The 25,088-nt window shown below is 60.1% G+C and carries 19 protein-coding genes and 3 pseudogenes; 6 read left to right on the top strand and 16 right to left on the bottom strand.

Features of this window, described 5'->3' with window-relative positions; translation table 11 throughout:
- Positions 1-202: 202 nt before the first annotated feature.
- The 6 genes and pseudogenes from ACZY0Q_RS01095 to ACZY0Q_RS01070 form a co-directional block, all read right to left on the bottom strand.
- Positions 203-670, bottom strand: a pseudogene (locus ACZY0Q_RS01095) (transposase); the annotation flags it as partial.
- A pseudogene (locus ACZY0Q_RS01090) lies at positions 665-808 on the bottom strand (IS256 family transposase); the annotation flags it as partial. The pseudogenes ACZY0Q_RS01095 and ACZY0Q_RS01090, both read right to left, overlap by 6 nt.
- 941 nt (positions 809-1,749) lie before the next feature.
- Entirely contained in the window at positions 1,750-2,325 is a 576-nt protein-coding gene (locus ACZY0Q_RS01085) for a GNAT family N-acetyltransferase (RefSeq protein ID WP_463913645.1), read from the bottom strand.
- Positions 2,326-2,543: 218 nt separating this feature from the next.
- Complete coding sequence (locus ACZY0Q_RS01080; RefSeq protein ID WP_463913642.1) at positions 2,544-3,158, bottom strand: class I SAM-dependent methyltransferase; 615 nt, start codon at positions 3,156-3,158, stop codon at positions 2,544-2,546.
- A gap of 88 nt (positions 3,159-3,246) precedes the next feature.
- Entirely contained in the window at positions 3,247-3,687 is a 441-nt protein-coding gene (locus ACZY0Q_RS01075) for a hypothetical protein (protein ID WP_463913639.1), read from the bottom strand.
- A 1,442-nt stretch (positions 3,688-5,129) separates the two neighbouring features.
- Complete coding sequence (locus ACZY0Q_RS01070; RefSeq protein ID WP_463913636.1) at positions 5,130-5,570, bottom strand: hypothetical protein; 441 nt, start codon at positions 5,568-5,570, stop codon at positions 5,130-5,132.
- A gap of 215 nt (positions 5,571-5,785) precedes the next feature.
- On the opposite strand from ACZY0Q_RS01070, the gene ACZY0Q_RS01065 reads away from it, so the two are divergent.
- The 5 genes from ACZY0Q_RS01065 to ACZY0Q_RS01045 all read left to right on the top strand — a co-directional run bounded on the left by ACZY0Q_RS01065 (position 5,786) and on the right by ACZY0Q_RS01045 (position 13,936).
- Entirely contained in the window at positions 5,786-8,056 is a 2,271-nt protein-coding gene (locus ACZY0Q_RS01065) for a hypothetical protein (RefSeq protein ID WP_463913634.1), read from the top strand.
- Positions 8,057-8,084: 28 nt separating this feature from the next.
- Positions 8,085-11,078 carry a hypothetical protein gene (locus ACZY0Q_RS01060; protein WP_463913631.1) on the top strand — a complete coding sequence of 998 codons (2,994 nt, stop codon included), beginning with the start codon at positions 8,085-8,087 and terminating at the stop codon, positions 11,076-11,078.
- Between the two features lie 67 nt (positions 11,079-11,145).
- A complete protein-coding gene (locus ACZY0Q_RS01055) occupies positions 11,146-12,291 on the top strand; it encodes a caspase family protein (protein ID WP_463913628.1) in 1,146 nt (381 codons plus the stop codon).
- A gap of 411 nt (positions 12,292-12,702) precedes the next feature.
- Positions 12,703-12,954, top strand: a complete 252-nt coding sequence (locus tag ACZY0Q_RS01050) for a hypothetical protein (RefSeq protein WP_463913626.1) — start codon at positions 12,703-12,705, stop codon at positions 12,952-12,954.
- Between the two features lie 388 nt (positions 12,955-13,342).
- Positions 13,343-13,936 carry an AfsR/SARP family transcriptional regulator gene (locus ACZY0Q_RS01045; protein ID WP_463913623.1) on the top strand — a complete coding sequence of 198 codons (594 nt, stop codon included), beginning with the start codon at positions 13,343-13,345 and terminating at the stop codon, positions 13,934-13,936.
- 570 nt (positions 13,937-14,506) lie between these two features.
- Here ACZY0Q_RS01045 and ACZY0Q_RS01040 read toward each other — a convergent pair.
- The 8 genes and pseudogenes from ACZY0Q_RS01040 to ACZY0Q_RS01005 form a co-directional block, all read right to left on the bottom strand.
- Positions 14,507-15,055, bottom strand: a complete 549-nt coding sequence (locus tag ACZY0Q_RS01040) for a hypothetical protein (RefSeq protein WP_463913620.1) — start codon at positions 15,053-15,055, stop codon at positions 14,507-14,509.
- A 1,110-nt stretch (positions 15,056-16,165) separates the two neighbouring features.
- Positions 16,166-17,436: pseudogene (locus ACZY0Q_RS01035) on the bottom strand (IS1380 family transposase); the annotation flags it as partial.
- 668 nt (positions 17,437-18,104) lie between these two features.
- Positions 18,105-18,410 (bottom strand): helix-turn-helix domain-containing protein, encoded by a 306-nt coding sequence (locus ACZY0Q_RS01030; protein WP_463913618.1) that lies wholly within the window; start codon positions 18,408-18,410, stop codon positions 18,105-18,107.
- Entirely contained in the window at positions 18,410-18,763 is a 354-nt protein-coding gene (locus ACZY0Q_RS01025) for a type II toxin-antitoxin system RelE/ParE family toxin (protein WP_463913615.1), read from the bottom strand. Before ACZY0Q_RS01025 ends, ACZY0Q_RS01030 begins: the two co-directional genes overlap by 1 nt.
- A 175-nt stretch (positions 18,764-18,938) precedes the next feature.
- Positions 18,939-19,145, bottom strand: a complete 207-nt coding sequence (locus ACZY0Q_RS01020) for a hypothetical protein (RefSeq protein WP_463913612.1) — start codon at positions 19,143-19,145, stop codon at positions 18,939-18,941.
- A gap of 144 nt (positions 19,146-19,289) precedes the next feature.
- Complete coding sequence (locus ACZY0Q_RS01015) at positions 19,290-21,710, bottom strand: TOTE conflict system archaeo-eukaryotic primase domain-containing protein (protein WP_463913609.1); 2,421 nt, start codon at positions 21,708-21,710, stop codon at positions 19,290-19,292.
- 713 nt (positions 21,711-22,423) lie between these two features.
- Positions 22,424-22,558 carry a hypothetical protein gene (locus ACZY0Q_RS01010; RefSeq protein WP_463913606.1) on the bottom strand — a complete coding sequence of 45 codons (135 nt, stop codon included), beginning with the start codon at positions 22,556-22,558 and terminating at the stop codon, positions 22,424-22,426.
- Positions 22,559-23,632: 1,074 nt separating this feature from the next.
- Positions 23,633-23,935 carry a hypothetical protein gene (locus tag ACZY0Q_RS01005; RefSeq protein ID WP_463913603.1) on the bottom strand — a complete coding sequence of 101 codons (303 nt, stop codon included), beginning with the start codon at positions 23,933-23,935 and terminating at the stop codon, positions 23,633-23,635.
- Positions 23,936-24,066: 131 nt separating this feature from the next.
- On the opposite strand from ACZY0Q_RS01005, the gene ACZY0Q_RS01000 reads away from it, so the two are divergent.
- A complete protein-coding gene (locus ACZY0Q_RS01000) occupies positions 24,067-24,270 on the top strand; it encodes a hypothetical protein (protein ID WP_463913600.1) in 204 nt (67 codons plus the stop codon).
- A gap of 238 nt (positions 24,271-24,508) precedes the next feature.
- Here ACZY0Q_RS01000 and ACZY0Q_RS00995 read toward each other — a convergent pair whose 3' ends face one another.
- Complete coding sequence (locus tag ACZY0Q_RS00995) at positions 24,509-24,670, bottom strand: hypothetical protein (protein ID WP_463916308.1); 162 nt, start codon at positions 24,668-24,670, stop codon at positions 24,509-24,511.
- Entirely contained in the window at positions 24,616-24,837 is a 222-nt protein-coding gene (locus ACZY0Q_RS00990; protein WP_463913598.1) for a DUF1097 domain-containing protein, read from the bottom strand. The genes ACZY0Q_RS00995 and ACZY0Q_RS00990 overlap by 55 nt, the downstream gene beginning before the upstream one ends.
- Positions 24,838-25,088 lie beyond the last annotated feature (251 nt).

Below are 25,088 nucleotides of genomic sequence, written 5' to 3'. Positions count from 1 at the left end.
TCAGCATAATGATTTTCCCCTCCACGGAACTAGCCTCGATTTTTCATGATGCTCTTTGATGGCCGCTGATTTGTGGCCGCGGCTGATGGGCGGTTGTTTTCTGTTTTCGGGCAGTCCGGTGTGGCCTGTTGGTTCGCCTGGGTTGGCGCCGGTTCCACTTCCGGTGATCGTTCTGTTCGTTGGGACAGGATGAGGTCCACGATCAGCCGGTGGAAGGAACGAGCCCTTTGTTGAGCTGGGCGGTGTTCTCCAGGAGAAGTTTCAGGAGATCCTTCTCCGGCGCGGAATCCGGCAGGAGCAGCTGGTTGCGGCGGGCGCGTGTGATGATATTCCCGGCGGTCGCGAAGAGCCGGTAGCGCCAGCGTTTGATGTCCCAGGCCTTGGCGGGGTGGCCATCCGGGAGGGCTGCGAGCTGGATCCAGGAGACCAGGTTGAAGGCCAGCGCGGCGATGTTTGCCCAGGCCTGGTTCGCGGCGAAATCGAAAAACGGCAGCTTGCCCAGGCCGGTGTTTTTCAGGGTTTTGATCCGGCTCTCGCACCGGCCGCGGGCGCGGTGCCGGGCATCCAGGAACGGCCCGTGCCAGCGCGGGGAGTTGGTCAGGAACGCGGTGATCCGGTGCCCGTCGGCATCGAGCAAGGTCGGCTGCGCTCCGGGGTGCAGCGGCTCGGCGCCGCAGACAGCGTCGGCTTCGGCGCTCATCAGCGCGTTGATGAAGGTCGTGAGCATGGATCGCATCAGATCCGGAGAGGCCTGCTCGAGCTGCTCGGACAGGAAACGGGCGGGGTCGATAATTTGGGGTGCGGTCATCGCGTGGTAACTCCTTGAGAGAAGACTTTGGTCGGTCTTTCCAAGAATCACGCTATGGCCGCCTCACGTTGGGGAACAAAACGCCCGGAGCAGGGCCGTTACACCACGCTAATGGGCACTACCACTCGGGGATAACCCAGGTCTGCTGGTCGCCGTTGGCCCAAGGCGTTCTGAGCGGCAAGTATGGCGCTTCCACGCGACATGCAAAAGCACAGGGATCCCGAGCACCTGGAACCCAAAAAGGCCCCGAACGGCTGGTTCCCCGACGTGCGAACCCAGCCAGCCTAGAGGAACTCACGATGGTCCGTTTCGGCTACTTCACGGGGGTCAGGTTCCAATGAGGTCGGGTATCCAGACGCATCTAGGATTTGACCAGATCGTCGCTTGCCTCATCAAGCCATATCCGCACATCCAAGAAGTCGTACGTCAAAGTCGGCCTCAGTCTCGGTCATCGCATACGATGCCGCGTGGGAAACGTAAGCGGTGAGGTTCTCCTTGACGTCCCCAGCAGCATTCTTCGCACCGGCACTGGCTGTGTCTGGAAGCTTCTCCAATGAAGGTCGTTAGTCTTTGCCGCGGGCATCGATGGTGATCAGCTTGTCCCGCAGGTCGGCGGAGTCATACGTATTTTCCGACGTCCTTGCATGGTGCTTCGTTCTGGGCTGAAGAGCAGCCGCCCAACGAGATAACGACAAGGCCGAGGACCATGGCAGCAGGCCATGGCACCCTTCCAAAGCCAGCCGGGCTGCTGTGCTAAATTGCTAGCATGGGACCTCTTGGGGGCAAAGCGCAGTTTAATGTCTATTTAGACGTTGAATTGATCAAGCGAATTAAGCACGCAGCCGTCGAGAGAGGACTCTCGATGTCAGCCCTAGTGAGTGCCGTTGTCAGCCAAGGGCTGGATGAGAGCAACGAGGCAGAGTCACCAGATAACCAGCCGATCAGGGATGCAAGGCAGCGGCTTCCGAAAATTCAGTCGCCAACATGCTCATGAAGAGCTGATCCCAGAACCGCCCACCATGGAAAATCGCGGCACGACGTCTGCCCTCGTGGACGAATCCGAGCTTTTCGTAGGTGTGAATGCCTCTTGGGTTGAACTCCCAAACTTTCAGTTCCACCTTGTTGAGTCCTCGTTCCATGAACGCCAGGTTCAGCATGAGTAAGATAGCCGCCGAACCGAACTTCATATCCACGTAGTCGGGCCCTATGATGATGCTCAGCGTCGCCGAACGGGCAGAGCTGCTAATACCCCAAAGAGTGATGTGACCGACTAGCTGATCAGTTGAGTCCGCTATGGAAAAGCCTATGGATCCGTCAACTTCATTGCTGCTCCAGTTCTTGAAGAGATCGACTGACATATCCGAGGGCCGTGGAATACATGAGTCCTGTTGAAGGATCATCCATTCGGGGACGTTCCACCAGCCTGCAAGTTGTTCAGCCTCGCCTGCTTTCAGAGGCCGAAGTGACACTCTGCCGTCGGTGTACAAGCCGCCGGCGTACTGGGTCAAATCGATCATGCGTCGCGTACCTCTTCAGTTTGGTGTTCTTTCGTGGCGATAACTAGGTAGTGCGGGCTTGCGTATACGGCCGCTCTGTTGGTTCTCAGACTCGTCGCTACGTCTACCAGGAACGACGTTCTGCCGCGACTGGCTGGAAGATCTTGGACATCCTGGAGCGTCCAAAGCGGGCCTTCCACGGCTACTGTCTCTTTCAAAGATAGTCCTGACTCACGGACCTACGCTTCGAGCTCATGAGGTTGTGCGTAGTGAGCTGGAACGTCCCATCCCGATCCGGGAACTGGACGCCAGTTTCCGGACTCGACGAACGGCTTAAGGCGTTCCTCGTCGAGGCCGGCATTCTTGCCGCTGCAGTAGTTCACGATTGGAATCAGTTGACCGAGACCCTCGGCGATCACGGTCCCGCCAGCTCTGCATATCCGCGCTGCCTCGCGGAGCGCCTGGACTCGCTGCTCCGAATCGTACATGTGATACAGCGGACCGAAGAGTATGACCAGGTCAAAATAGTCTGATGGCCAGGGGAGTGTTCGCGCATCTTCAACGATGAGTTCCTTGACCGGATACTCGACGTCGTTGTCGTCGCAGGCTGCTGAGACCTGTCCGGGCGAGAGATCACTGAGGTATACCGTGTGGCCCCTTCTTGAGATCCAGCGCGCTATCTGTCCGGCGCCTCCACCAACATCGGCGATCTTCATCGCTTCTCGATTCAGGAGACCTGAAAGCTCCTGTCTGATTCGCACATGCCCCAGCCATCCGCGCACACCACCCATCACCTTTACCGAAAATTCCGATGAATAGTACGAGGCCACCTCTTCGTCTTCAGTTCGCGTCATCGTCAGGATGCTACTTCGAAATACAGACCAACGAAAGTCACGCAGTCCAACCACCTAGATCACCTATGACTTGCGAATATGAAAAACTTTAGGTAGCTGCGAAAGCTAATTCTTTAAACCATGTCCTTCCGATGGCTTCGATCGCTTCAGCCTCGTTACCGCTGAGGGTGACAACCCGGCGCACCAGGTTCGGCCCCATCAGGGATTTTCTCCCGAACTCGTGCAGATAAGGATTCATAGGCGATGTGAGTGTCGAGGAACCGCTAATTTCAAATTTGGTCTGGACTGTTCCGGAGGTCAGAAGGCGCACGGTCCGCAGGAACCGTTCCAGACGAACCGACAGCATTTGTCCGGCACCGTAAAAGTCTCCCGGGTCATCAACAGCTTCTTTTGTAACGAGCAGTGCGTGTGGTGGATCAAAGCGCCACGGAAGTTCCCGGTTCCAATCCGATGGGGCCCCAGGAATCTCCCTACAGACGTATTCGGCTGAGTCACCATGTTGTGCGGTTCCAGCGGGCAGCCGCTTCACCTCAATTGACGGCAGCCTGGAGACCGCGCGCAAGTTAAGCAGCCCGCGGTGCTGGAAGCCGTGGAAAACCTCAAGCCGAGTGTCGAGGGCCTGGGCGTTCCGCTAGCAACACTTAGCCGCCGCCTGGGTCCTGGCAAACCCCCACGTCTTGGCCGTGGCACACTGAACGCCGTCTTTTGAATCGGAGCCGACCTTACGGCACGATTCCCGCTGCGCTCAGCCGATCCAACCGATATGAGGCCATGTCATGCTGTTCCCCCCGCAGTCCTGCATGAAGAGGTATTAGAGCGGAAGTTGCGGACCGGCTGCAACCCTCGGTCGATCTAAAGAATAATCAGCAAGTCATGTTGTAAGCGGCCCTGGCCACCATGAAGTGGTGAACGCGAAAACCCAAGGGAAGGACGAACGAGGATGAATACCCATAAGGGACCCCACAGGCCGGTACGCGGTCCGCCGTAGCCGGCCGCTCCCCCATACAACCGAATAGGCCGTTCCGGGACCCCACACACCCGGAACATCAGATCAGAGGCAAGAGTGTGGACACTGTCCACACAAAAAACACCAAAAAGGCCCCTGAGCTGCGGAAACACTGTGCCCGAGGTGGGACTCGAACTGCATTCCAACCCCTGCAAACACTGGGAACTCCCGAAAACATACGCAATCCGGCCCGATCCGGCACCAGTACGACCGAGTCCGAAGCCCAAAGTGTGGACATTGTCCACACTTCCTTTTTGTCCCATTCGCGTGACTCTTGAGACCGGCGGCGCTCCCCCGGCCGCGGCAGCCCTGGAGCCCACAGTCACCAGAAGTAAGCATGATTTTGCAGCCTTCCCTCTGGATGGCGATGCCGGGGTCCTTCGGCAAACGTTCTCAGCCCTGCACGTGATGCTGCAAACTGCGGAGGTCCAGTTCAATTTCGTGGCCGTTAGCGTGCACCACCATCTTTGCGTATTCTTCGCCCGCGGCTGACAGATAGTCCATAAGCGTTGGTTCCCGGCCGGAAGCTTGAAGGTAGTAAGTAAGGAAATAGACCCTATTCGACCCATGTCTTGTTCAGCGATCATGTCCTTGAGCCAGGCACATTGCGCCGATTCAACAGCCCAAGCGCGAAGACCGGTTCGAAGAGGCCCTCGTCAGCTGGTACAAAGCACTCGATGCAACTGAACGTGGCGCCGGCCGGCCCCCTGGGCCAACAGAACAGGTGCCTGGCGGAAGTATCAGGGGGAACGTCTCTTCGGGGATCAGACACCAGAACATATGCGGCAGCACATCGGATCCATCGGCTTCGCCTATGACGTGATGCTGTGCGCCGCCGCCGTCTTTTCGGCGGCGGCGGCCTTAATCCCACTGATACCGCCCGCGCCCTGAGTGCGGGCTCCGGGAGTCGGTAAGGACCTGAGACTGGCCGCCGCTCGCGGCAAGCGTGCTGCCCAAAACCACTGCTAGACCACTGTGTCCAGGCTCAGCATCGTGACCATGAGTGCCGTGCTAAGCGTCAGCGCGAGCGCCGCGACCCTGGCAAACCACCGGAAGGTACTTGTCGTCGGGGCCTCGTCCTCCTCGAGCTTTCCGTTCATGATTCGGCGCCGGGCCGTCCAGCCAGCCATATTGGCCAGCTTTGACGGCGTTAGTAATAGCCAAAATACGCGGAGCGGTGAGTGCGACGTCAGGCCGCCCCAGGAATACGCCTCCCGAGGCCGCCCTGCGGCGTCAGCCGTTCGGTAAAAACCGGCGATCCGGTCTCCGGATACCCTCACAGGACGCGGGTCGCCGAGCATATCCTCCTGTCCCGTGGCACCAACACCGTGAACCCGAATCTCGGTGAGGCCGTCGACGTCGACAGGATCGGGAACCAGCCCGCCTGACCTTCGTTGCCTGATCACTATGCCTCCTAAGAGGCCCAAGGTTGCCCTCAAAGCCGTTACTGCAGCGTTACGGGACAAGCGCGGACCCCGTAACGCAGCAATAACGTGCCAATCATGCTCTCGTAACACGGGGATAACGCGGCCCGGACTACCGTGGCCGCACTCAACACCCACGCCGGCCGCCCTGCTCGGGGCAGGGCGTCACTGATCAGGACAAACGGAAGGCCAGGACAATGGCGGTGCAAGCAATGGGGCCCAGCTACGCTGGTGGAACCCAACCTGTAGTCAAGGGCGGGTATGCGGTGCTGTACCTCCCCGACGTCAATAACCGGGAACTTATCGCCCAAGGCGAAGCTCCCGTCTTTTACTACATCCCCAATATTGTCCGGATGGCCCGAAAGAATGGACCCGATTCAGGGGACTATCTGTTTAATCTGATCCGGTTTGCCGGCACAGGTGGTGAAGGAGTAATTGGAGGCGGCGGCGACGTTGCTGGCGGTGTTGTCACTTTTTCCGTCACGGGCGCGATTCCGGAAGCGGTCAGGGCGCAGTCCGAAAGTGAAATCACGGGCCGGTTCAAGGACAGCGACGACGTATTCTGGGGTATCAAGAACAGCCGCAAGCCGCCAATGTTCCGCCCCGCCATCATCACATCGAGCACCACGTCCGTATCGAACGTCGCGCCCACGACCCGCGGGTTCCCGGTCCTGGCCAGTGCAACCCGTGGCGGCAAGACGATCAATGAATACCAGTACTTCGGCATGCCCGGGAGCCGCAGCGGGGCCCGTCCCATGCCGGGCGAAGCCCGCGACGGCGAAACGCCTGCGCCCGGGCCGGTCACCCAGCCCGAGGGAGCCCCACCGGTTCTCACCAATGGTTCAGGCAACAACCTGGACCCGTTCTACTGGCAGATGTACGGCGAGGGCAACGGCTCCATCGATCCCACCGGCACCCACGCCTTTTCCGGGCTCGTCGGCAAGTACCCCGCTGCCATTTTGTGGGAGGCGTTCCACGGCACCGCCTCGCCCATGGTTGTGGTCCAGAACTACAAGCTCAAGGTGTGGTCCCCGGTCTGCACCCTCTCCATCAGGGGCAACTGGGACAAGGTCTTCAGCCATTTCTCCGCGGCCGCATCCGGCCGGTATCTCTGGGCCTCGGTGGACCTCAAAGCCGAGTTCAACAACATGCGGACCAACGGCACCATTGAAGTGGACCTCAAGGTGGACACCACGCTGCCCGGCGCCGAGGCCATCGCCAAGCGCCTGGATGAGAAGAGCAACCTGGTCTACGAGAAATTCATGGAGGCGGCCAAGAAAGTGATCTTTGACCCGCCGCAACCCCAGGTAGAGGCTGCCCAGGCCTCCTCCTCAGGCGGCAGCTTCTTTAGCCCTTGGGGGGCAGGCGTCGCGCTGAAATACCGCCGCGACACCACAAACCTCAATCTCAGCTACACCGAAACCCAACAGTTCGCCTATCTGCAGGACCACACAATTTCCAGCTCACTGGCGGGCATGTATGACGAGATGAAGGCCGATCCGGAGGCAGAGCGCAAATACTTCCTAACGGTGTACATGGATGACTGGCCCCGCAGGCTGGCACGGATCTGCCACCCGGTCGCTTCCTGGGGTGACGGCACTGTGGCCAGGCTCGGCATCCAGGTGGGGTACCCGAACACGAAGGGCGAGATCAACTGGGAGGGGACGGCTTTCAGCGGCTCCGGCGGTGCCGACAGTAGCTGGAAGTTCCAGACGGCGCAGAAGATTGCTTCAGATGTCCAAAATGCCCCGGAGGGCTGGAAACCGGACCTCACTTTCGTCAAGCGCCAGGTCTTCCTGAATGAGCCCGACAGCGAAATCGCGAACCAGTACAAACGCGTGCAAATCGAAAAAAACATCATTGCCATCGATCCGGAACCCAACGGCACTCTTATCAACGACACCACACTGGAGGTCAGGGCTGACAGCGCCGGCCGGCTCGCCGTCGGCCCCGTCGAACTGGGCGTGGTGCTCACCGACGACACCCAGATCGTGGAAGCGGAATTTGAGCCAGTGGACCCCGACAGCGGAGAGCCGGTGGGATTTGACCCGGTCCGCTTCCGCTGGAACCGGGCCGACTACAATCAGGACCGAACCTGGACAATCTACACCGGCGACCCGGGGTTCCGGCCCTTCTACCGGTACCGCGTCTCAGTCACGGTCAAAGGCACCTTGTTCGAACCCGGCCGGGCCTGGACAGGACCGTGGACACGTTCCAGCGGCAACGGCCCGCTGCTGATCGACGTCCCCCGCCCCGATTCTCCGGGTGTAGTAACCCGCTCTGTCCCGGACGAAAGGGTCCGGTTGCTGCGCGAGCTTAATACCCGGGAACTCGAGCATAAGGAAGGCAGCGGAGACGGAGCGAAGTCGGGCAACGGGCGAGGCTCCGGCGACGGCGCCAAGTCTGGCCCGCAAGCTGACGGCACTACACCGGCGGAGTCCCCCACTTACCTCGAATACAAGCTCTGAGGAAGCCTAGGGACTCTAGGGGCAGACGATGGACATCCGACTCCGGCTGCGGAAAGACCCGGCCGGCGAACCATTGGTTTCGGCAACATTCGTGCTGACCCATACGCCTGCGCCGGATGAAAGGCTGGGACCGCTCGTCGACCGAGCCACGCTTGCCGTGGATCTGGAGATCACAACGGACGACGGCGGCCTCCCCGGCTCACTGGCGTCCGTCACCTTCAGTTTGCTGGACCAAGGAGATGCAACCGGGCAAAGTGCGCCGCTGGAAGTGGCCCGCCAGCGTGTTACAGGACCGTTTGGGCATGGTGCCCTGGAGGCGGCTCTGGAGGGACCGCCGTCGGCAGCGTTGCTTGAAGCGTTGGTTACCGGAAAGTCCCGCTTTCTGGTGAATGCGGTGGCCGACACAGAAGTCAGCGGTTCGGAAGTCTTCACTATTACTGCCCAGCTTGGCGGTTTGTGGACCTATCTCGCGAACGTCGCCGATGAATCGCGACTCTTCACACGCGTTGACCTGCTGAACTACCTGGCACCGATGATGACCGAACGGATCGTGGCTGTAAGTGGCTCCCCCGGCCGAGGTTCCACCAAGGATCCGTCCGTGCTGGACGCCGTGCTGAAGGCCGCCCGGTACGTCCTGCAGCCGGTTGCATCACCTCCGAGTCAACCGGCGGACGGCGAGTCCTCCTACCGTCTGGCTGGCCAGTACCCGGGCGAGCAGAACGTCCAGATAAGGATGCAGCGCCCGTCCGCGCCGGGCGAGCCGCTGGAGATCTCTGCCAGTTTGGCCTCGCTCATTAACCCTGTCATTGCTCACGACCGCAGCAAATTCATCCACCTCGTCAGCGGCGGAGGCGGTCGTCTCGACGGCGTATTGCCCGCACGTGCCACCCGTGGGACCCGCGGGCCAGGTGGCGTACTAATGCCGTTCATCGCGGGGGGCGGCCGCGTCGTTTCCGTCGCCTCGGCTCTCGGGTCGGCACGCCCGGGCGCGGCAACGGCCCTCATGCTCCAACATTCGGCTGTGACGGCCCATCCCATCACTCATCACCTTGCCGACTTGGAACTCATGGCTCCCGCACCCGTCCAACGCCCCGGGCCCGTGGCCAACAACGGTGCCGCGGGGATCTGGAAAGACCGATGGGACGCGAGCTACTGGTACGCGCCCGAGTACGCCCTGGAACTTCCGCCACCATCAGATTCGCCCGGCCAGAGCCCCTTCACCTTCGATGTGGAGCCGGCCGGGGGGCACACAGCAGACGGCTCCCTCGGCATTACAGCGACAGTTTCCGTAACACTGCATGCCCGGAAATCAGCCCCCACTCTGACCGAATGGGAGGCAGCCGGAAAGCCCATGCTCAAACCGGTTCCAAGCACCGGTCACACGGTGCAACTCGGAATTCCTTTCCGCGACGAGCGCGGGATCACCCAGACCGAGCAGATCACCGCCGACTCATTGTCCGTCCAGCCCGGCGAAGAAGGCACCCTCACAGCCACTTTCCGGCTCATGGACAACTGGGCCCGGCTGGCATATGGGGCATTCTCTGTACCTGATTTCCAGGCTCAGCCAGCCACCATCACGGTTTCGGCCAGTTTTGAAGGCTGGCGCCGGTCCAACGGACCGGCTCCGGTTATCGCCGGGCTCAATAAGATTCTGTCGCTGCAAACAATTGGTGCGGCTACCCGTGCTGCGCCGCTCCAGCTTCACGGCACTGTTCTTGCCCATGCAACCGTACTTCCGCAATGGCAACTCAACGCGGGTATCCTCGCTGAATGGCGTCGCGGCACCTACTCATGGAGCGAATTCGCCGCGGTCCGGACCCTCACAGTCTCCGTTCCATGCTCCACGTACGGGACGCTTTACAGGGAGGCGACGGACGCCGGCAAAACTGCCATTGGTTGCCGGCCTGCTCTTCAGCTCGGTCAGACGGAATACAAAACCTACCAGGAAATCACTATCACCTCGGCAGCCGGAAAGGCCAGAATCTATCGGTCGCTACGCAGCCCGGGAAGGTTTCTGGTGGTGCCGGTACGCTATTGTGTTGGCCGCTACGGACCCGGTCAGGAGGACCGTGCCTACCGGCCGCGGCTGCTGTTGCACAGCACCATCGACGTGGAGAATCCCACGAATATACGATGCGTACTGGCAGCATCGCTCGAACCGGACCTTCCACCTTTCGTTCGGGCCGCAATCACCGCCGAATTGAAGAACGCCGCCGCGGATCCAGTCTTGGAGTACCTCCCTGACACTGGTGTCGATCCGGACCTACGGTGGGCCGTACCGTCGGACGCGAGCGTCAGTGCGGTCCCCACGGGCGACGGATTCGACGTCGTGATTTCCACAGATATCGCCGGTTTCCTGGTCCTGAAGTCGCTGCTGGAACGTGACGGGCTGAGGGGATCCGTGGGCGCCGTACTGCCCGGAAACGTGCGGCTCAGCAGTTCCTTGGAGATTGGGCTGGCTACCGTGACCGGGCCATTCGACGCTGGCCCAATAGAGGTTGGCCCCTTGCGCGACGGAAGGTTCGATCTGACCAACAGGACAGGCCAGCGCCTGTCCGTAAAAGGTTTGGCGACGGGCGGGGTGCAGATCTCAACGCTGGCAAGCGTGCTCGCGCCCCAACAGTCCCTAACCGTGGATGGGCCGCAAACCGGGGACTTCGACGTTATTTTCGATCCCGACCAAACCGCCGAGAAACTGGATGAGATCCGGGCCTACATTGAGGATCTGGACCTTGGCATCACGTTTGTGGCAGTGGATGATCCAGGGGATGCCGGGCTGACCGGCTGGGAAATACAGACCTCCCTGCTGGGGAGGGCTGATGCCGCCCCTCTGGTCCTAAGTTCGAGCGCCCGTGAAGCCGAGCGCCGTTACGTTCTGCCGCTCACAGCCTTCGCCGGTGATCCACAGCTTCAGTACACGGTTACGGCCGTGGGAGTGGACGGCACACGCACCGCCGCCCCTCCAACCAACTGGCCGGTGCGTACACAGGGCGTTCTAATTCCCATTCAGCAGCCCCAATGAGCTGCCGGACGACCGCAGCGACCGCTGCATACAAGGAACCGCCGCACGGCAAGGAAGGACAAGGACAATGACAGGATACTCGCTGCACATCGGGCTGAACGGAGTAGATCCAAATGCCTACAATGGCTGGGACGGCGCCCTCAGCGGCTGTGTCAATGATGCCAATTCCATGATGCAACTGGCTTCCGCACAGGGCTTTACCCCCACACAGCTGCTCAACTCCCAGGCCACTTCGCAGGCTATCATCGGTGAAATCAGCCTGTTGGCACAGCAGGCTGTTGCCGGAGACATCTGTCTGATCACGTACTCCGGCCACGGTGGCCAAGTGGACGACAACAACGGTGACGAGACGGACACCCAGGACGAAACATGGGTAGCCTACGACCGGCAGATTGTGGACGATGAGCTTTACCAGATGTGGTCGCAATTCGCCGCGGGAGTACGCATTCTGGTCTGCGCAGACAGCTGCCACAGCGGCACGTCCGTGCGACAGATCGTTAACCAGGGCTGCCGCAAAGGATTGCTCGAACAGGCGAGGTCACTTCCCAAGGATGCCGGGCAGCAGATCAAAGTCACGGAAGGAGCGCCCAAGGCCATGCCGCTGACCGTGCAAGGCCACGACAACGACAACCGCCGCGGGACCTACCAGTTTGTTCAAGCCCTCAGCGGAGCCAAGTCGGACGCCAGCATACCGGCCAGCGTCATACTGATTGCCGGCTGCCAAGACTCACAGCTCTCCTACGACGGCGCAGTTAATGGCCAGTTCACCGGGGCCCTGCTTCAGGCATGGGGCAACGGCTCCTTCCAAGGCGACTACACCGCATTTCACAAGGCGATCCTCAACGGCATGCCGCCGGACCAAGTCCCGAACCTGTACACCACGGGCAGTTCCAACCCGGCCTTTATGGCCCAACGCCCGTTCGCTCTCCCAGCCCCCACCGGCGGATCGGCCAACGGCAGCACGCCCACAAGCCCGTCCGGCGGAAGCTCCGGCGGTCCGGCAGCGCCAGTGACGCGACCCCAGATCCGGCGCGGTTCAACAGGCGAGCACGTGACGTACCTCCAGCAGCAGCTGGCCGCCCTCGGCTACCGCCTTAGTATCGATGGCATTTTTGGCCCCGGAACGGAATCGGCTGTCCGCTCCTTCCAGCGCACCAATGGACTGACCGCAGACGGGATCGTCGGTCCCCAAACGTGGGCCGCAGTTGGCTAGCGCGATTTAGGGCACACCGTGCCAGTCAGTGGGGCGCGGGCCCTAATTCGAATCACTTCGGCGATCTCGAGGGCTCACGACACCTACGTCGGAATGGCACCAACGTTCCTCGACTGAGAACGTTGATTCTGCCGCGACACACCGTCTATTTAGTGAAAATTCGGAGCCAGACCGGCTTCGCGCCTAACCCCGCCCGAAAACAGCAGCTCAGCAAAGCATGGGCAATCTTGACCAATCCTTTCCTAAAAGCAATGCGACTCCTGATTCTTCTGCGCCAAGATCAACCAACCGTCACTTTTGGGTCGCACTGATTCGCGAAACCAGGGATGCACTCTTGTCGGCTGGCCGCCTCGGCTGAATCGCCATCAATGCAGCCCAGTGGGTGGCTTTGAAGACTGAGCGAGGAAGGGCGTGGACGCATTGATAAGTGACCCCTATTTGGCAGGTGCTTCGGATGGGGCTGGCGGTGGGGCGGAGATGGAGTTTTTGGGCACCCTCGTTATCCGCACTTGGGCCGGGCAGGAAACGCAGCGCGGCTTTCGTGCACGTATATCAATTAGCCAGGATCCCCGCGACGAGCCCAACATTATTGCAACTGCAGATCCGGACGAGGCGCTGGACATTGTCCGCCGCTGGCTTTCTGCCCAAACCCGGCAGGACTAGGAACGGAAGGCATCGCTTACAAAAAGCACGGCCTATCCTAGTGGTCGACAAGCAATAGCAGAAGCTTGATGTTAAGGCTACGGTGGCAATTTTATTTGCCATAAGCAACTGATAATTCTCCATTAGGGTTAGGGAGAAATTAGGGGGATCAGCTCATTGACAATGCCCAACAACATGAGGATCCTCATGTCTACACGTTCCAATATTCGCACCGAGCTGAGATCAGGTTTCGATGGGCAACGACGCCAGCGGACGAATGAAGTTGGACCTGCTCAGGTCCTGGCAGATACGTGGAGACCTTGGACCTGTGCATGTCGCAGCACGTCAACAACGCCTGATTGCGGCTTTGGCGCTTCGCGGACCCAGGCTCCGCAGTTACCTCGTTGGGATGTTGTGGCCGGAATATCCCGACGCGCGGGCGCTGGAAAGCCTGCGGGTCAGTGTACACATGGTGTCCCGGCAGCTCCCGGGCCTTCTCGTCAACGACGGTCCAATGCTCTCCCTCAGCGACGACGTGGACGTTGATCTTTACCGGGTCAGGGCTGAGCTTCGAGAACTGGCTGCCGGGGCGCCACACAAAGTCAGCGCACCACTCCTCAACTTACGCGACGCCGAATTGCTGCCTGGCTGGTACGAGGACTGGGTGATATTTGAACAAAACCGGCTGCTGCAGGATCGGCTGCGGGCGTTCACTGTCCTTGCGGAAACGTCCCTCGCCTGCGGCGACTACTCGACTGCGGCTGAAGCGGCGGAGGCTGCTGTAGAAATTGAGCCGCTTTACGAGAGCGCCGTGAGGCTTCTCATTCGGGCCGACCTCAATCTGGGCAACCTCGCCGCCGCCCTTCGCACTTTTGAGAGATATCAAGCAAAGCTTCAGCACGACCTAGGCTTACGCCCGTCTGAGCACATCCAGAAGCTCATAGCCAACGCTCGCGTGCATCAAATATCAGAGACACTGGAACATCTCCTTCCCGCCCCCTGACGGCGAGTCCAATTCATCCTTCGGTTACGGCGTGGGCCACTATTCAGGGCCTGGCCGTGGGGCGGCAGCATGGGTCGAACGTGACGAAAATCACGTCTAACAGAGTCGTCGACGGTCACCTACCGGATACTGCAGCCGAACGCGGCGGTGTCCAGCCTGTCCCGATGCTCACCGCCAACACCCGGTCCCGCACTGGAGTATCAGCGGATGCACATGTGATCTTACGACTGACCGCCGAACGCCCTCCCGGTGCCGGGGATTTGTGGTCGTGGAATGGGACGTTGACGGCGACGGGCGCCTATGAGGCCACCGGAACCACGGAGCACCAACCGTTCACTCGACGCACAACCAGTGACAGCAAAACCAAGAAAGCCCTCCCATACCGTGGCTGACCGCGAGGTTATGCCGCCTCCGCCACTGTGCAGCGGCAACCTAACCCCTGACGACCCGCCGATCCGGGCCTCAACTAGACGTCATGATCCGCAACAGTCACCACGGAGCAACCTACGCAGTCGGGGGCGTCGCCGAAATCATTTTCGACCGACGACCAGCAGTTGTCCGCACAATTTCTCAATCGGCATCAACGGACCTCGTTTTCACTTCTGGCAAACGATCGGGGTTTGGTACCTGCAGGCTATGAAACACATCCCTAAGGCGCGACGACCTCAGTTTCCGTTGGAGGTCTGAGCGTGCAGCCTTGATGAAAATGTCGTTCGACATTCTTGCGCTCCGACGCGCAATTGCTAAGTCATCAACTCGGTCAACCAAAGTCGGCCCTGCGTCCGTTTCATAGCTTTTTCGGGCAAGATTCAAATAATCCAAGGTGCTTCTGCGTAATTGATCTGCGGATGAAGCCACCTGCCGCGTTGCCAGCAGCTCAATTTCATAGTTGGCTGTAGAAAGCTGTGTGCGATCCGCGTCCAGTTTATCAATATCGAGATTCCGGCCTTGCCGAGACAAATATCGCAGTTTACGCGCGGAAGTTAGTAAAGCGAGATAAGCCAGCTTCTTTTCGTTTCGCGCAGCTTCAGCGGCCTCTCGGTCGCTAAGTAAAAGGTTTCCTCCTATGGTGAGGGCACCGCCTAGAAGCACTCCCAACAATCCCCAAAGAGCATCCATAGCCCGCGACCTCCCGAATTGGCCATATTTGCGGGAAATAAATGTCATCGTCGCAGCGGGGCGTTACGCCTGCGTTACCGAGCTGGGCCAATGATCAGGAAATTCCACGCATCGGCCAATTTGAATCCCACCGCTGGATGCGACTACTTCGTCGTGACGCGCAGGCTGAGCTGCAATGGGCCAGCCACCAACGAAGGCCCGCCTCTGGGTGACAGATGTTTAGGAGCAGCCTGGTCGGGGGTTCCGCCGCTCGAGGCCCCACGTTCGTCCGGAAACGACTGCTTTCAAGAACAGGCGGTCGTTGCCGTGACGAGGCCTGATCCGGCCATGGCTGGTTTGCTCAGAGTCGTTCGACCGCGGGCAACGAAAGTGATGGGTGGCCAGCACCTCCTTCATTGGCTCGACGAAATGGCCTTCCATAATGGAGTAGAAAAGTTTGCCAACCGGGCGTGTTTCCACGCGGGCTCTCAGGTCCGCTTCGTGGCAAGTCAGGCACGCAAATGTGAGCATGCTGGCCGACATTTCACCACGTTCATCCCGGAGGCCCCGGTGCAAGGCCCTTTCAAGCCGGCAGTCTTGTTTCCCCAGACATCACTTCAGGTCCGGCTGATTGATGGGCCGATCCATTGAGCTGTCCGGGCGGTGACGCAAAGACGAATGTCTAGACCCCGCCGGGCCGTTGCCATATCGTTGGGGAACCGATCACAATCGACCGGCGGAGCTCCGCATCGGAGGTGCATGATTGGCATCATCTCATCTGGTTTTCATGGAAAACGGCAGATCGGCAATCAGCCGCTACCCTCGGGTCAATACGAGACAGCAAGCTTTCCCGTGCTCGGCCGGCCCTGCACCCCATGTCGCCACGGCAGACTGGGAATTCTTCATTACAACCGAGGCGGGGCCGCCTTCCTGCGAGTGTTCCTAAACTGATAGTTCTAGCCTCGATTTTTCATGATGGTCGGGCTGGCCTCTGGGTCCCGGTTTGATCTGCGTCCGGATTGATTTTGTGGTTTTGGGCGCGCGGGTGGGGCCCGTTGTCGCTGGGTGGGCGTCGGGTTCCACGTCTCCGATGAGTGGTTCTGGTCGTTGTTGGGCTGGCCCTGGTGGTTCTCAGACCAGGAGCCGGACCCGTTGTCGGAGGCTGGTTTTCAGCGCGTCAATGGCTGCCAGGAGCGTGGTGATCGTGCCGGATTCCGGCGCCTTTTCAGGGATCAGCAGCCGGGTCCGCCGAGCCCTGGTGATGAGTTTCCCGGCGGTTGCGAAGAGCCGGTAGCGCCAGCGCTTCATGTCCCATCCCCGGGCTTTGTGTCCGGTTGGCAGTGCGGCCAGTTGCAGCCAGGAAACCAGGTTCATGGCCAGTGCGGCAAGATTGGCCCAGGCCTGATTGGCGTGAAAATCGAAGAACGGAAGCTTCCCGAGCCCGGTGTTCTTCAGGGTTTTGATCCGGTTCTCACACCGCCCCGGGCCCGGTGCCGGGCATCAAGGGTGGGCCCGTGCCAGCACGTTGAGTTCGTCAGAAAAGCCGTGACGCGGTGCCCGTCCGGATCCAGCAGCGTCGGCTGCGCTCCGGGATGCAGGGGCTCAGCACGCAGGTAGAGGTTTGTCCCTGCAGGGTAGTCCGTTAGCCCGAGGACGTCGGTGGCGTTAACGACCCACGCGTCCATGCGTTCGGTGCCCTCCCGGTCCAGTGCGGGCTGCCAGTACTGCTTATCGTTGATCCACGCGACCATGCGGGCCTTCACCACCGGGACCGGGTAGGAAACACTGAACTGCACACCTAACGATGAGAGGTAGTGCAGGAACTTCCGGGAAGCCCCGGCACTGTCAGTGCGCACGAGGATCGTCTCACCCATGAGCTTTCCCTGCTGGTCGTAGAAGTCGTCGGGGAGTTGGGCGATGGCCTGGGTGAAGACCTTGATGTGGTCATCGGCGCTGTTGGCCCCGGCGTTACCCGGACGCATCACGACCGCTAGGATTTCCCCGGTACCGTTGCCTGTCCCGTAGTCAACACTGGCGATGAAGGGAGCGAAGCCCTATCCGCCTTTGTACGTGCCGACGGCTTGTTCCTTGTCGCTGTGGGAGGTCACGAGGGTGGCATCCAAGTCAACAATTAGCAAATCCAGAGCTGTGGCCTTCAACGCCGGGTTCCGTTCCCAGGCCGCTTCCCATGCCCGTGAACGCAGCTCCCGCATCAGCGTGGCGAACCCGTAGCTGAAGAGATCCGGGTTGGTCACGGTCCGTTCAAAGAACCTTGAGATCGTCGCGTTCGAAGCGACGTTCCCGAAGACCCCGGCGCCGGTCCGCAGGATGTCCAGATCGGAGACATGTTCCCCGCCGCCGGCGAGCATGACCGCCAACGATCCCAGAATCGTGCCGGCCTTCGCCTGCATGTTGTCCGCATCCGTCATAGACATCATTCTCTCCGTTGGACGCCGTCCGTTCCGAACCGCTCCTTCGGACTCGCCGCTCGGTCGACAACTACCCGACACGAGTCGCTCCCCGGGAGCTCCATTCCAAGTCCGCAACGACGAGTTCTTTTCACGCTGAGCGTTCGGAAGGATCCTCTGGGTCTAGTAGTGATCTCGCGCGCCGCATCAAGGAACAGCACTTTGGTGCGCCCGAAGGCTGTATCAGGCAGGGTGGCTCAGCCTGCGCCGCTGGTGGCCGCGGCGGCATCAGAATGGCACGGGTTTTCAGAATCACGGCCACGGCCTGCGCGCTCCAGCGTCTCCAACCGTTCCCGTAATTAGAAATGAAAAGCGCCTCCGATCACCGATTGGCCACAAAGTCAAGCTTTGTCAACAGTAAATGATAAAAAAGCCGCTGAGCTGCGGAAACACTGTGCCCGAGGTGGGACTCGAACTGCATTCCAGCCCTGGCTAACACTGGGCTCCCCCGGAAACATGCGGAATCCGGCCCAGTCCGGCTGCGGTACGGCCCTATCCGACGCCCAAGGTGTGCACAATGTGCACACCCCTTTTTTCCCACTTTTGAGACCTCGCAATAAGGGCAAGACGGCTGCCGTCGCGGATCGCTCCGAGTGGCTTCGTCAGGCGATCTGGATTCGTTCGTCGCCGAGCTCAACCTCGACACGAAGCCGGCCGCCAAGCGCCTCGACGTATTTCCGCAAAGTATCGACCTGGGCACGATCAATGTCACCGTGCTCGATGCGGGACACCCTGTTCTGGCTGACATGCAGGCGCCCAGCCAGCTCGACCTGCGTCAGCTCGGAGGCCTCGCGGAGCTCCCGAAGCCGGTAAGCCCGGACCTCATCGACCATGCGCTTCTTGTGGGTATTCACAGCTGCCCGGTCAACCGGACGCTTGGCCAGTAGTTCCTCCATGGACTTCGCCACTATGCCCCTCCTTTCAGAATCCTCAGATGATCATCGAACAGGTCATCAGCAACCGGAATGTTCGTCTTGTACCACTTGCTCCAGTTGCCCGCCTTGTCCCCCGCGACAAGCAAGATCGCCCGCCGCTCCGGATCAAAGGCAAACAGGATTCGCAGTTCCGACCGCCCGCTCGATCCCGGCCGCAGCTCCTTCATGTTCTTATGCCGTGAACGAACCACCGTGTCGACCAATGGACGACCAAGTTGAGGTCCGCGCTCGGCAAGAAGCTCTAATGCAGCAACGATCTGCTCATACGAGTCTTGGTCAAGACCTAACAGCCACGGCTCAACTAGTCCCACGTCAACATTCCACATCGAGTCCATCATACAACTCAGGTGTTCTACAACTCAAGTGCTATATTGCGGTCCGTCACTTGTTGAACCTGCAGGAGGGAGGAGCCGTCACACTCATGACGGTTGTACCCAGGCAGTGCGTCTCAGAAGAAGAAGACCCGGTAGGCGATGATGTCGTCGTACTCGAGGCGCGAACTCAGGCATCCTCCAGGCGCTTCAACAGCCCGGCGTCGTGGCTCATAACGAAGTCCAGGCCCGCGCCGATTTCTTGCCTGTGCCGGCGACGCTGGACGTCCGAACCGGCAACTTGACCAAGAAGCGCCGACTTGGAGGTGCGCGCCTTGGCAGTCGGCTCACCCGGACCGCGGTCACCGTCTTCTGAAACACGCAGGTTTTTGTCCATGCCCTGCTCGATGAAACTAAGCGTTATCAGGTAGTTTACTGGCGTGAGAAGTATCCGGCTGCCCGATGGTGACCTCTCGAGAATACGGTTCCGAAGTGTTGTGGCAACGCAGACACCGCGCCGCCTATGGTCCTGGGGGCGATGTCATCTGCTTTTGAGCTGGCGCGGATCAGGGAACCCGAGCGAGACGTAGCCAGGAGCTCGCTTGTTCAGGGATGCGGCCAGCACGGGTGTTGATTCGTCGTAGTAGTCGTGAACTGTCGCCACAGTTTTCCCCGGGTATGGACGGATTACCCGGCCGACGTACTGGACCAATCTGCCTTTGAACGACACAGGCGCTGCAAGGAACAGGGTATCCAGTTTGGGGCAATCGAAGCCTTCTCCAATGTATGAGCCGGTGCCCAAGACCAACAAAGGCTCCGCATCATCGGTGGTGGCCAGAAGGTCGACGGCGGCCTGTCGTTCCTTGGCCTTCATCGCCCCGGTGAAAGCCACTGGCTTCAGACCAGCCGCCTCGAGCCGGGACCGCAGGGACTCAAGATGGGCTTTCCACGTAGTCAGTACAAGGATTCGGGAGTTCCGTTCGTAAGCTTCAATGACGTCGTCGTAAATTTGCTGTAGGCGTTCCTCGTTGGCGATCAGGTCCTTGTAGATGGCAGAGATCCCGCCCGGTTCGCTGGGGTCTGCGGCGCCGTCGTACGCGTATGAGGTCCGGTGCAGTACCAAAGTCAGCGTCGGTTCGGCAATCTCGTATGCGTGCGTTGGTAGCTGGTGCGGAACAGCTGGGGAAATCGTGTGTGAGATTTGGCCGAGCTGGTGGTAGATCAGCGAGTCCAACTTGTCCCGCCGGTACGGTGTGGCCGTCAGCCCCAGCCAGTACCGGGCCGGGATCTGGTTCATGACGTTGGTGAACGCTGCCGCCGGGACGTGGTGACATTCGTCCACGATGACGAAACCGTAGCCGGCCGTCAGCTCGGCAACATTTTCCCGCCGTGCCAGCGTCGGCAAAAGCGCGACATCGACCCGACCCGTCGTCTTGGCACGCCCACCTCCGATTTGGCCACACTTCTCGTCCAAGAATTCTCGGATGCGGCTGCGCCATTGCTCCGCCAAGGCTTTGCGATCAACCAAAATGAGCGTTGAGACGCCACGAAGTGCCATCGCAGCACACGCCATAACGGTCTTGCCGGTACCGGGCGGGGCCACCAGGACTCCGTGCTCGGCGGCAGTGGCGGCGTCCACGGCATCTTGTTGTTCCGCGCGCAGGCGGGCCGAGCACTCGAAGCTGTGGGCTGTGCCTTCCGACCGTTGATCATCGATGCGCAGCGAGCTGCCACTCGATTCGACCAGTTGCTTCAAGAAGGGCAACAAGCCACGCGGCAGGATGAGGTCGCCATCAAGCGTTTCGTCGTAGTTGCGCAGGTATCGGGGAATATTCCAGGTGGATCGCCTCTGGCGTTGGCGTTCATAGAACTCAGGGTTCGGCATGGAAGCGGCATGCTTGACGGCTGAGATCATGGCTGGTCCAAGGTCTGCTGCCTTGATAGTAACGCGTGATGCGAATGCGACTCGGACGATCAGAGCCGGGCGTGGAACGATCCTGGATGATAGCGGCAGTTCGAGCCGGCGAACCTCTTGTCCCAACTTGACGGCAGGCAGCCTTCGGACATGGGTACGGACTTCCCGCTCCGAAAGCCGATCCAGGCTAGACAGGTACGCCCATTGGTCCTCATATGGTTCGAGGGTCGTGGTGTCGAGGAACAACGTAGTGCCGTGCTGGCGGCGCTTTCCGTTCAGCGGCGCAGCAATCAGGTTACCCATGCCTTTGCCCGAATGAACGTCCTGAGCAGGAAAAAGCCTGTCATAGCTGGCCAGACTCATGCTGCCACGCAATGCCATCGCCTCGTGGATGAGACCGGTGCCAAGCTGGCGTGCTGCGGACGCCGGTATGGCTGTGCTGAAGAAGATCCAGACGTGGGCGCCACGTCCTGACTGGGATACTTCCAACGCTGCAGGAATTCCCCGAAAGCGAGCAGCCTTAACGTATGCCAACGCATCCAGCATTGCGGCGCCTCCGTCAAAGTCCGCCGCCACCCACCAACAGGTGTCCTGTTCAGTCAAGGGATAGAGGCCAATGTGCTGCACTCCGCGCAAATGATCCGCAACAACGACCGGAGTGACCGGCAGGAAATTGGCGCCCGCGATGTTCGCGCCCTTGCGCCAACCACCGGCGACCGCAGGAACCCAGCCGGAGCGACCGTCCCGCGAGTTTTCCCACCGGACTGCGTAGACATCCCTGCGTGCCCTGAACAGGTCCTGGAACAGACGGATTTTCGTTTCCGGAGACGATTCCATGGTTACCGGACCATGGTGCAACACCGCAGGAATTACAGCCTGGGCCAGGTGTGCTGCCTTTGATTCCACTTCCGTGAGTTCCAAGAGTTTCCGCAGCCTGGCATTTTCAAGACGCAGCTCCTCGAGCTCACGTCTCAGCGCCCTATCTGCCGTATCGGAAAGGCCCGGCAATGCAGTTTGACCACCAACTTCAGGAGTGTCTTCAATCACGGTTCCATTGTGGTCGGCAAAGGCCACCACGCCGAAACCAGAAGAAAGTCATCCAACAAAGTTGGTAATGCCGAATGAGTCGCCAACTGCGACGTCCCCGACTTGAGACAAGTCATGTAGCCGCGACCCCACCCCGCCATGAAGAGGCAAGAACGCGGAACCATCATCCACATCTAGAACGGAGCCGCTCGGCCATAGCAACGGCCCCAACAAAAAAGGGCCCCCGAAGGGGACCTCATGTGAACAGTTTGTGCACACTCAGAGGCTCACAAGCCCCTGAACAGAGGAAACACTGTGCCCGAGGTGGGACTCGAACTGCATTCCAGCTCTTGTAAACATTGGGCTCCCGCGGAAACATGCGGAATCCGGCCCGATCCGACCTATGTACGACCCAGTCCGAAGCCAAAAGTGTGGACATTGTCCACACTTCCTTTTTGCCTTGCGGCAGCAACACCGGACGGAACAAGGACACCCCTCGACATCGCCCGACTCCATCGGTCCACTAATCCGAGAATGCCGGGTCGCGGCGACACACTGATAGCAGGCTCAACGTCTTTGTGTGCTTCAAGGATCATCATCGCTGCAGTCACCTCCTGTCGGTTATCTCATGGCGTGACCGGCAGAAACTGACATGCCGAACCGCGAAGCTCTCCCCGCCGCGTGGCACCATTGGATCTCACGCCGCGAAGGCTGCAAGGTCGCCGGCAATCATCCTATTCGCCGTACATCAGGCTGGCCAGGAATAGTCCGAGTCCTTGTTGGGTATTTGGCTGAGGCGCTGCTGCGCTGGCCGATACGGTGGGTTCGTCAGCTTCCAGGTATAGGCCTTCCCAGGGATATGAAGTCATACTCCCCTGCCTTTCGGGGGTCCCTGATGCCGTCTTTTCAGAGTGGCCCCAGCCCCAGTGGACGGCCTTAGGTGTGCGGGTGGTGTGGCGTTCCGTTCCAAACCCGGCTGAAAAAGGGCGATGGGCGATACTCATGATGGCTTCCTCTCTGAAGCGAACTGCTTGATGGTGGTAGTGCGTACGCCTGGCGTCCCGACCGATATAGAGCGAGGGCGGTATACGTGGTCCGAGGTCGGTCGCTACGTTGCGGTTCCAGGGCTACGGCGGCGGGTTGGCTTCAAATAATGTGCGGAGCCGACTCGCCAAAATTCGGAAGAGGCTCGAAAGTTGTTCGTTGGCGCTCCCGACTGGCCAGAAGCAAGAAATCATCCCAGTCCGAGGTCAAATCAACCGTCATTCGTTGGCTGGCGGATGAACATCCGGCCAAGGATCGCGACGTAATGCCGTCCGTTAATGTGTCTGTATGCGCCGCCCCCGGATTTCTCCTTTTCACGACAGCACCCCGCCTGGCTGACCATCGGAATTCTCTGAAAGAACTCTGCGGTTTCCGATAGCGAAACTTGCCTGGAACTGAATGGTGAACATTTTGAATCCTCTGCCGGGCCACGGAACTCCGTTCCGCGGGTGCCGATTTGAGATGAACCGAGATGCCTGTGAGTTTGATTCCACTCACTTCGATGCTGATAATGCAACGATATTCCGATGGGTTTTTCGCACACAGCCGCTCGGCGCAGCAACGTATCCAGAAAGGGCAAACTTTGTCGCACAAGGTGTTCAGTGTGCCGTGACACTGATTGGCGCGTCAGATGCAGGGCGCTGGTAGCCCCTGTCCGGTAGGCGAAAGCCCGCTGTCACGGCAAGCGCAGAGGTTTGCGAGCGGTGCTGACGGGCTTCCCTGTTGAGAGGTTCTATTGAGATTCATGGCCGGTTCGACGGCGTTCGTCCCGCCCAATATTGCATCGAACGGACCGCTGGTAATCGCTAGGAGCCTTCGGGCCGGTGTCAGGCGTCTCGCCGGGTGTGCGAACCCGCCCACGTCATCGGCGGTTAGACGGCGCGCCGCTCCCGAAGGTATCAACGGGTCGGCACGGACGGCCAGTGGTTGACTACGCGGACAGCGTAGCCGTCAGTGCGATGGATGAGGCGCCTGGACCACGATTCATCTCTGATCCAGATCGCGGAGCCATCTTCCATTTTGGAATCGATCGATCCCCCGATCGTGAGGAGACCTCGTCCAAACAGCACAACGGGCAGCCCGATTGGGACGTCGCTCCAGTCGGTCACGAGCTGCCCCAAGGCGTAGCCCTCTGCCAGCCCGGCGGGAGTCCAGAACTGCCAATTAGGTACCGGCGTCGTCAGGAGATCAGAGATCTTCACGTCGCCCCCTTTCGCCTGTTGTTTCTGACAAATTGAACCCGGTATGTCGTCCCGCGGGAAGGCCTCCGGAACGCCGAGGCGGTGACAGATGTCGACGACGGGTCTGGACTGAAGGAGAAAGCGTCGATGGCTTGGCTAACGAGCCATTCAGTGAAGTCCTCGTGGTCGCCGGATCCTTGTCCGCGGATGCCGACGTATTTGCCGCGGGCTTTGGGCTCCGGCTGATGGCCAGATCGGTTACGTTCTCGACGTGGACATCCACCCAATGGTCCACGATCGTCTACTTCCGGTTCGTGAGGCCACGAACCGACGGTAAGCATCAGCAGTTGTGGTGAACCAGTCTTGCACCCGCACGCCGGACGACGCGAGATTTTGTACCCTCTCCCCCAGCGCCACTCTTGCGCCCCACGTGCCAAGTTCTTTCAGCCCCACCTCTGGAAACCACAAAATGTCCTCCGTCATTGCGCTCACTGCTCTTTCGCAAGGTTCTCTCCGGGACGGCCCACAGCAACGCTGAATCTGTGCCGTCGACGGAACGATAAATTGCCGCTCGGCTCACCGGTATATTCCTCGTCATCTCAGGACGGGCTGCGCTTCGGCGGGTTCCTCGCTTTTCGCGCCCTTGGCGGAAATGCTGTTGGCCGTGTATTCGGAGAGCCATCCCAGGCCGGCACCCGCGATTAGGGCCATGCACGTGGTGGCCAGGTCGAAGGAGTTCCGAAGAATGCTGCGCACCCGGCGAATGTGCCGGGGATGAAGGCGAGCACGCGCCACCTGGCCTGGACGCACATTGCGAATGCGGCCAGGCCGACAGCGATGGGCAGGATGGCAGGCAGGGCGATCGCGCCTGCCGTCCACACAATTGCGCTGCCCCACAGCGCTCCGGACAGACTGGCAGGCACGGCTTTGATCAGTCCTTCCCGCTTTCCGCCGGCCGCGAATTAGCAGGCCCAGCCCACGAAGCCAACCCACGTGATAAGACCAAATGGTGTGCTGAGCTGCGTCCAGAGTCCGGCTAGTATGCCGACCGTGATTCCAATGGTGACGAGTGGTTTCATTGTGTGATCCTTGCTGTGGGAAGCGTAATATGGGGTATTTCTAATGGGCGGAGCGTCTTTGCGCCGGCGGCCTAGGACCGTTGTCGGTCCGTTGG

It is taken from the genome of Pseudarthrobacter lactosi, from assembly GCF_055412785.1.
Note: the sequence above shows the minus strand (reverse complement) of the source record. Positions and strands in the feature narration are given on the sequence as shown.